Origin of the sequence: Azonexus sp. (assembly GCF_047638095.1) — a bacterium.
Taxonomy (GTDB): Bacteria; Pseudomonadota; Gammaproteobacteria; order Burkholderiales; family Rhodocyclaceae; genus Azonexus.
On sequence record NZ_JBLJBW010000077.1, the window covers coordinates 1 to 6570 of the forward strand.

Annotated in this window: 9 protein-coding genes and 1 pseudogene; 7 read left to right on the plus strand and 3 right to left on the minus strand. The window is 62.0% G+C overall.

Going from position 1 to position 6570, the window contains the following annotated elements; translation table 11 throughout:
* The first annotated feature begins 63 nt into the window (after nt 1-63).
* Genes ACM62Q_RS12830 through ACM62Q_RS12850 form a run of 5 tightly spaced genes read left to right on the plus strand, consistent with a single transcriptional unit; the run spans nt 64 to nt 2697 of the window.
* Nucleotides 64-489 carry a rhodanese-like domain-containing protein gene (locus ACM62Q_RS12830; protein WP_415037202.1) on the plus strand — a complete coding sequence of 142 codons (426 nt, stop codon included), beginning with the start codon at nt 64-66 and terminating at the stop codon, nt 487-489.
* Nucleotides 486-755 carry a glutaredoxin 3 gene (grxC, locus tag ACM62Q_RS12835; RefSeq protein ID WP_415037204.1) on the plus strand — a complete coding sequence of 90 codons (270 nt, stop codon included), beginning with the start codon at nt 486-488 and terminating at the stop codon, nt 753-755. The genes ACM62Q_RS12830 and grxC overlap by 4 nt, the downstream gene beginning before the upstream one ends.
* Before the next feature lie 30 nt (nt 756-785).
* Nucleotides 786-1271, plus strand: coding sequence for a protein-export chaperone SecB (gene secB, locus ACM62Q_RS12840; RefSeq protein WP_415037206.1), 486 nt, complete (start codon nt 786-788; stop codon nt 1269-1271).
* A complete protein-coding gene (locus ACM62Q_RS12845; RefSeq protein ID WP_415037208.1) occupies nt 1268-1711 on the plus strand; it encodes an SH3 domain-containing protein in 444 nt (147 codons plus the stop codon). The genes secB and ACM62Q_RS12845 overlap by 4 nt, the downstream gene beginning before the upstream one ends.
* Entirely contained in the window at nt 1708-2697 is a 990-nt protein-coding gene (locus tag ACM62Q_RS12850) for an NAD(P)H-dependent glycerol-3-phosphate dehydrogenase (protein WP_415037210.1), read from the plus strand. Before ACM62Q_RS12845 ends, ACM62Q_RS12850 begins: the two co-directional genes overlap by 4 nt.
* Nucleotides 2698-2876: 179 nt before the next feature.
* Here ACM62Q_RS12850 and trmL read toward each other — a convergent pair whose 3' ends face one another.
* Complete coding sequence (gene trmL, locus ACM62Q_RS12855) at nt 2877-3341, minus strand: tRNA (uridine(34)/cytosine(34)/5-carboxymethylaminomethyluridine(34)-2'-O)-methyltransferase TrmL (RefSeq protein ID WP_415037212.1); 465 nt, start codon at nt 3339-3341, stop codon at nt 2877-2879.
* Nucleotides 3342-3370: 29 nt separating this feature from the next.
* On the minus strand, nt 3371-4105 hold the full coding sequence (locus ACM62Q_RS12860) for a ComF family protein (RefSeq protein ID WP_415037214.1): 735 nt from the start codon (nt 4103-4105) through the stop codon (nt 3371-3373).
* 133 nt (nt 4106-4238) lie between these two features.
* On the opposite strand from ACM62Q_RS12860, the gene bioB reads away from it, so the two are divergent.
* Together bioB and ACM62Q_RS12870 are read left to right on the plus strand one after the other, a co-directional pair.
* Nucleotides 4239-5222, plus strand: coding sequence for a biotin synthase BioB (bioB, locus tag ACM62Q_RS12865; RefSeq protein ID WP_415037216.1), 984 nt, complete (start codon nt 4239-4241; stop codon nt 5220-5222).
* Nucleotides 5223-5242: 20 nt separating this feature from the next.
* Complete coding sequence (locus tag ACM62Q_RS12870; protein ID WP_415037218.1) at nt 5243-6124, plus strand: methyltransferase domain-containing protein; 882 nt, start codon at nt 5243-5245, stop codon at nt 6122-6124.
* 38 nt (nt 6125-6162) lie between these two features.
* Here ACM62Q_RS12870 and ACM62Q_RS12875 read toward each other — a convergent pair.
* Nucleotides 6163-6570, minus strand: a pseudogene (locus tag ACM62Q_RS12875) (penicillin-binding protein 1C); the annotation flags it as partial.

Genomic DNA, 6570 nt, shown 5'->3' on the forward strand with positions numbered 1-6570 from the left:
CAGCGCACCCTGCAGCTCATCGGCATGATGCGCGAAGTTTTTTGTGGAGTGGAGTCTTAACCCATGCCGATGGAGTTCGTGAATCAAAATATCCTGCTCATAGGGATCGTCGTCGTCAGCGGCCTGGGTTTGCTCTGGCCGCTCTTGTTTCGTTCGGTCGGCCAGGCGGTGAATCCTGCCCAGGCGACCCAGCTCATCAACCGTGAAGAGGCGCTGATTCTCGATGTGCGCGAAGCCAATGAGATGGCTGCCGGCAGTCTGCCCAATGCCGTGCATATCCCCGTTGCCCAGCTCGACGAGCGTTTGGGCGAATTGAGCGCGCATAAAGAAAAGCCGCTCATCGTCTGTTGCACTTCTGGCATGCGCTCGGGCCGCGCCTGCACGACGCTAAAAAAAGCCGGTTTTGCGCAGCTCTACAATCTCGAGGGTGGGGTCGATGCCTGGGCAGCGGCGAATTACCCGTTGGTTAAAGGAGGGAAGAAAAAATGACACAAGCCGTGTTGATGTACACCACAGCGGTCTGCCCTTACTGCATCCGCGCCAAGCAGCTTTTGCAGGCGCGTGGCGTGGGCGAAATCGAAGAAATTCGTGTAGACCTCGAACCGCAGCGGCGCGAGGAAATGATGCAGCGCACCGGGCGGCGCACCGTGCCGCAGATTTACATCGGCCAGACCCACGTGGGCGGCTGTGATGATTTGATCGCACTCGATAGTGCGGGCAAACTACGCCCCCTGCTCGATAGTCATACCGAATAATTTTCCTGTTGTCATTTAAGAAAGAAGTTCATGGAAGAAAACGAACAAAACGTCGCCGAACAAACGGCAGAAGCGCCGGTTTTCGGTATTGAAAAACTCTATGTGCGCGATCTGTCGGTGGAAGTACCGAATGCGCCGGAGGTTTTCCTCGAACAAGAGAGCCCGCAGATCGAAATTGGCTTGAACACCAGCGGTCGTGGTGTGGCCGACGGCGTGTTTGAAGTGGTGTTGACCGTTACGGTCACCGCCAAGCTGGGCGAAAAAACGCTGTTTCTGGTCGAAGTCGGTCAGGCCGGCGTGTTCCGCATTCAGAACGTGCCGGAAGAGCAGCTCGAAGCCCTCATCATGGTGGCTTGCGCCAATATCCTCTTCCCCTACGCCCGCGAAGCCGTGGCCGATTCGGTGACGCGCGCCGGCTTCCAGCCCATCGTGCTGCAGCCGGTCAATTTCGAGGCGATGTACATGCAACGTCTGCAGGAAAGCCAGGCCGTCGAAGGCAGCAACGCCCTGCAATGATGTTTGCCCGCCTTTTCATCGCCGCCGCCTTGAGCGCTCTGGCTTTGCCGGCGGCGGCGGTCGATTACCGTTCGGTGGGCGTGGCGGCCGCGGTGTTGTACGACGCACCCTCGCAACAGGCGAAAAAACTGTATCTGATCAAGGCGCATACGCCGGTCGAAGCGGTGGTCAAGCTCGAGGGCTGGGTCAAGGTGCGCGATGCCGAGGGGACACTCGCCTGGATGGAAGCCAAACAGACGAGCGCCCAACGCACGGTGATCGTAACCGCCGCGCAAGCCGCTTTGCGCCAGGAAGCGCGCGACGATGCGCCGCTCGTGGCGGAATGCGGCAAATGGCTGGTGCTTGATTTCGTCGCTGCCGGCGCGCCCGGTTGGGTGCAGGTGAAACATCGCGACGGCGCGAGCGGTTTCGTGCGTGCCAACCAGATCTGGGGCCTATGAAACTTGCTATTCTCGGTGCCGGTGCCTGGGGAACGGCGCTGGCGATTGCTTTTGCGCAGCAGCACTCGCTGACCCTGTGGTCGCGCGAGGCCGATGTGGCCGCCGATTTACAGCGCACGCGCGAAAACAAGCGTTTTTTTCCCGGCTACCGTTTGCCGGAATCAGTGCGGGTGGTGGAAGATTTTGCCAGCGCCCTGAGCGATGCCGAGGTGGTGCTGATTGCTACACCAATGGCAGGTTTGCGCCCGACCCTGGAAGCCTTGCGCGAATTGTCCTGCACCCTGCCGCTACTTTGGGTGTGCAAGGGTTTTGAAGCGGGCAGCGGTTTGCTGGCGCATCAAGTGGTGCGCGAAGTGCTGGGCAGCGAACAGATTTGCGGCGCGCTCTCCGGCCCGAGTTTTGCGGAAGAGGTCGCGGCCGGCCAACCGACCGCCGTGGCGCTGGCCGCCAACCAGCCGGAATTTGCGCGGCAGGCGGCGAGCGCCTTGCACGGCAAGCGTTTGCGCGTTTATGCCAACGATGATCTGGTCGGTGTTGAGGTCGGTGGGGCGGTGAAAAACGTGCTCGCCATTGCGACCGGCGTGTGCGACGGTCTGGGCCTGGGGCTGAATGCGCGCGCCGCCTTGATGACGCGCGGTTTGGCTGAAATCGCTCGCTTGGGCGTGGCGCTCGGGGCGCAACGCGACACCTTTCTCGGTTTGGCCGGCATGGGCGATCTGGTATTGACCTGCACCGGCGATTTGTCGCGTAACCGGCGGGTCGGTCTGGGCCTGGCCGAGGGCAAATCCTTGGCGACGATTCTCGAAGAGCTGGGCCACGTGGCCGAAGGCGTTTATACCGCGCGCGAAACCGATCGTTTGGCCCGTGAGCGCGGAGTGGATATGCCGATCAGTCGCGCGGTGGCCGCAGTGCTGGCCGGCGAGCTCACGGCAGCGGCGGCGCTCGAACAACTGATGGCCCGCCAGGCACGGGAAGAAGCGGTGTGAGGCGGTGTGAAGTGGCGGCGCAAGAAAGTTTTTTGCAGTTGCACCCGATAAGAATTTAAGTGCGGTTCGGGCAGAAGCAGCCAAGGTTTTCTGCGCCCTCGGGGCGAAGGCTGCCTGCCTTGCGATGCCCGGTGAATGGCAAAAAGCGGCGTAATTTTGCAGGGGCAGCTGTCTTGCGCTCAGCCTGCACCCATGAATTCGCACTGGCGCCAAGCCTCAAAAATCGTGACCGCCGCCGCATTCGATAAATTCAGACTGCGCTGGCCCGCGCGCATGGGGAGGCGCAGGCGTCGTTCCATGGGAAAAGTTTCGCGGATCTCGGGGGGCAGGCCGGCGGTTTCCTGGCCGAAAACGAAAACATCATCGGCCTGAAAATTCACGCTATAGAGCGAGCCGCTGCCGCGCGTGGTCAAGGCAAACATCCGCCGCCCGGCCAGGGCCGCCGTACAGGCTGCCCAATCGGCGTGGCGGGTGATGCGGGCGTATTCGTGGTAATCGAGGCCGGCGCGGCGTAGATGTTTGTCGCTTAAATCAAAACCCAGTGGTTCGACCAGGTGCAGTTCGGCGCCGGTATTGGCACACATGCGGATGATGTTGCCGGTATTGGGCGGGATTTCCGGCTGGTAGAGAACGACGGCAAACATGGCTGAAAAGGCGCGATTAAAACACGGAATCAATCGCGCAAGGCGCGTGCAATCACGGCGACATGCACGCTGGCCGCACCGCGCTGCTTGAGCACGCGGGCGCATTCGTTGGCGGTGCTGCCGCTGGTGAGCACGTCGTCGAGCAACAGGACGCGCTGCTGCCGGTAGTCGCGCGGGCAGGTAAAAGCGCCGCGCAGATGGTGCAGGCGCTCCTTGAGCGGCAGTGAGGCTTGCGGTGCGCCAGCGCGGATACGCGCCAGGCCGCTCGCGGCGCAGGGAATGCCCAGCCGTTTACTGAGCGGGCGAGCGATTTCCAGCGCCTGATTGAAACCGCGTTCGGCCAGACGGCGGCGATGTAGCGGGAGCGGGATGAGCGTCGTCCAGTCGTGTTCCGCCTGTTGCGGCGCGAGCAGGTCGGCAAGCTGCGCGGCGAACCAGCCGGCCAGCGCCAGTTGCTGTTGGTATTTGTAGGCTTGCACCAGCTTGTCGAGCGGAAAAGCGTAGGCGTAGGCGGCAAAAACGCCATCGAAAAATGGCGGCTGGGCGAGGCAGCGCCCGCAGCGCTCTCCGTAACTTGTCGTTTCCAGGCAATGCGGGCAGTGCGCGGGGGCGAGCACGGGTAGTTCTGCGGCACAGGCGGGACAGACGATGTTGTTTTTACTGGCGGCGTGGCAGAGCAGGCAGTGACTGGGCAGGAGGTAATCCAAGCTGTATCGGCCAAAAACCTCTCCGTAGCGGCGCAGGCCGGCGATTGGCGCGCGCACGGTGCGCCAAAAGGTGCTGAGCGCAGAAAAGCGGGTCGAGGCTGGTAAAATTGACTTGTCGCCAGCAGCTTCGGATAATCCATAATTACTGCCGCTTGCCTGCGGCTTTTTTGTATTTTCATCAGGATATTTCATGGCCCACCCCGCGCTTTCCACGACTGATTCCGTTGCCGCTGCTTCGCCCGTCCACCGCTGGACCGTGGCCGAGGTAACGGCGCTTTACGAGTTGCCTTTGATGGATCTGCTGTATCGCGCCCAAGAAGTGCATCGCAGCCATTTTAATGCAAATGACATTCAGCGTTCGACCTTGCTGTCTGTGAAAACCGGCGGTTGTTCGGAAGATTGCAGTTATTGTTCGCAATCGGCGCGCTATGACACGGAATTGGGGCGTGAGCGTTTGATGCCTTTGGATGAAGTTCTGACGGCAGCGCAAGCGGCGAAAGACAAAGGCGCTTCGCGTTTTTGCATGGGGGCTGCCTGGCGTGGGCCGAAAGATCAAGACCTCGATCGTGTGCTCGAAATGGTGCGTGAAGTCAAAGCCTTGGGTATGCAGACCTGCGTTACGCTGGGTATGTTGAAAGACGGTCAGGCGCAGAAACTGAAAGATGCCGGGCTCGATTACTACAACCACAATCTCGACACCGATAAGGAATTCTACGGTCAGGTGATCAAGTCGCATTGTCACGATGACCGTCTGGATACGCTCGAACAGGTGCGCGAGGCGGGCATCAATGTGTGTTCTGGCGGCATCATTGGCATGGGCGAGACGCGCAAGAACCGCGCCGCACTCATCGTGCAACTGGCCAATCTGCCGACGCCGCCGCAATCCGTGCCGATCAACAACCTGGTGCCGATTCCCGGTACGCCGCTGGCCGATACGCCGGCGCTCGATCCTTTCGAGTTCGTGCGCACCATTGCCGCCGCGCGCATCACCATGCCGACCTCCTGGGTGCGTTTGTCGGCCGGGCGTCAGGCGATGAGTGACGAATTGCAGGCGCTGTGTTTCCTGGCCGGGGCGAACTCGATGTTTTACGGCGACCACCTGCTCACCACGAGCAACCCCGAGGTTGACCGCGACGATGCGCTCTTTGCGCGCTTGGGGCTGCGCGCCGTTTGAGTACGCCCGCCGCGCCCTTTGTGGATCGCCGCCAAGTCGCGCGGCGTTTTTCGCGCGCCGCTGCCGGCTATTCGACGGGCGATTTTTTGGCGCGTGAAATCGACCGGCGCATGGCCGAGCGCCTTGATTATGTGCGCCTGGAACCCCGCCGCATCCTTGATCTGGGATGCAGCCGGGGCGGTAGTTTCACCCATCTGCAGCAGCGCTACCCGCAGGCTGCGCTTTATGGCGTGGATCTGGCTTTGCCGATGTTGCAAGGCTGGAAGCCGAAACCCTCTTTGCCCCGTGCGCTGTGGCGGCGCTGGCTGGGCTCTGAGGCGCAGGTGCCTCGGCCAGTATTGGCCGATGTCGCGCAACTGCCTTTTCAGGCGGCCAGCTTTGAATTGGTCTGGTCCAATCTGCTGTTGCACTGGCTGGAGCACCCGCTGCCCGTTTTTGCCGAGGCCAGCCGCAGCCTGACGCCGGGTGGCCTGTTCATGTTCACCACCTTGGGGCCGGATAGCTTGCACGAATTGCGCGCTGCCTTTGCCGATGGCGCAGCCCACACCCAGCGCTTTACCGATATGCACGATCTGGGCGACATGCTGTTGGAAGCTGGTTTTGCCGATCCGGTGGTGGATATGGAAAAAATCACCTTGACCTACGATACCCTGGATGCCCTATTCGCCGATCTACGCGCGGCGGGGTCTTCTTGCGCCATGACGGCGCGCCGGCACGGGCTGTTTACGCCGCGCCGCCTGGCCGCAGTCAAGGCGGCTTATGAAAGTGCTCGGCTGGCCGGGAAGCTGCCGGCCACTTTTGAAGTGGTGTACGGTCACGCCTGGAAAGGCGAAGCGAAAGTCGATGCCCGCGGTGACAAGGTGATCCGCTTTATGGCGAAGGACGCTTTCGGGCGGCCCTAAATCACGCAACTCCCGCGCAATTTCCGCGCAACCCCCGCTCACTGTACGCTGATGTCTACGCTATCGAAGCCGCCGCTGGCATCGAGCACGGTGATGCTGTGCCGCCCGGGAACGGCGAAGTCGTGCAGCAGGCCTTTTCCCGCTGCGCTGCGCCCGATCTGCCGGCCATCCACCAGCCAGTACAGGGTTTCCTGCCCGCCGCGCGCCTCCAGCCGCAGCCGGGGGGCATTGCCGGCACTGCTGCGGCGCAGGGTTTCGCCCGCCGTGATGCCGACGATTTTCAGCCCGGCTTCCGCTGTTCGACTACTGGCGCAGGCAGGCGACCAAGGCGGCGGCACGGCGCGGCGGCGGGTTGCGGGGTCGAGCCAGGGTTCCAGCGCGGCGGGCCAGCGGGCCATGTCCACTGGCCTTGCCTCACCATCGCTGCACGCCGGACGCACCCGCAG

Excerpts from the sequence above, each read along its gene's own strand:
- ACM62Q_RS12830 (WP_415037202.1), top strand. The coding sequence starts at position 64 with ATGCCGATGGAGTTCGTGAATCAAAATATCCTGCTCATAGGGATCGTC.
- grxC (WP_415037204.1), top strand. The coding sequence starts at position 486 with ATGACACAAGCCGTGTTGATGTACACCACAGCGGTCTGCCCTTACTGC.
- bioB (WP_415037216.1), top strand. The coding sequence starts at position 4,239 with ATGGCCCACCCCGCGCTTTCCACGACTGATTCCGTTGCCGCTGCTTCG.
- trmL (WP_415037212.1), bottom strand. The coding sequence starts at position 3,341 with ATGTTTGCCGTCGTTCTCTACCAGCCGGAAATCCCGCCCAATACCGGC.
- ACM62Q_RS12850 (WP_415037210.1), top strand. The coding sequence starts at position 1,708 with ATGAAACTTGCTATTCTCGGTGCCGGTGCCTGGGGAACGGCGCTGGCG.
- secB (WP_415037206.1), top strand. The coding sequence starts at position 786 with ATGGAAGAAAACGAACAAAACGTCGCCGAACAAACGGCAGAAGCGCCG.
- ACM62Q_RS12845 (WP_415037208.1), top strand. The coding sequence starts at position 1,268 with ATGATGTTTGCCCGCCTTTTCATCGCCGCCGCCTTGAGCGCTCTGGCT.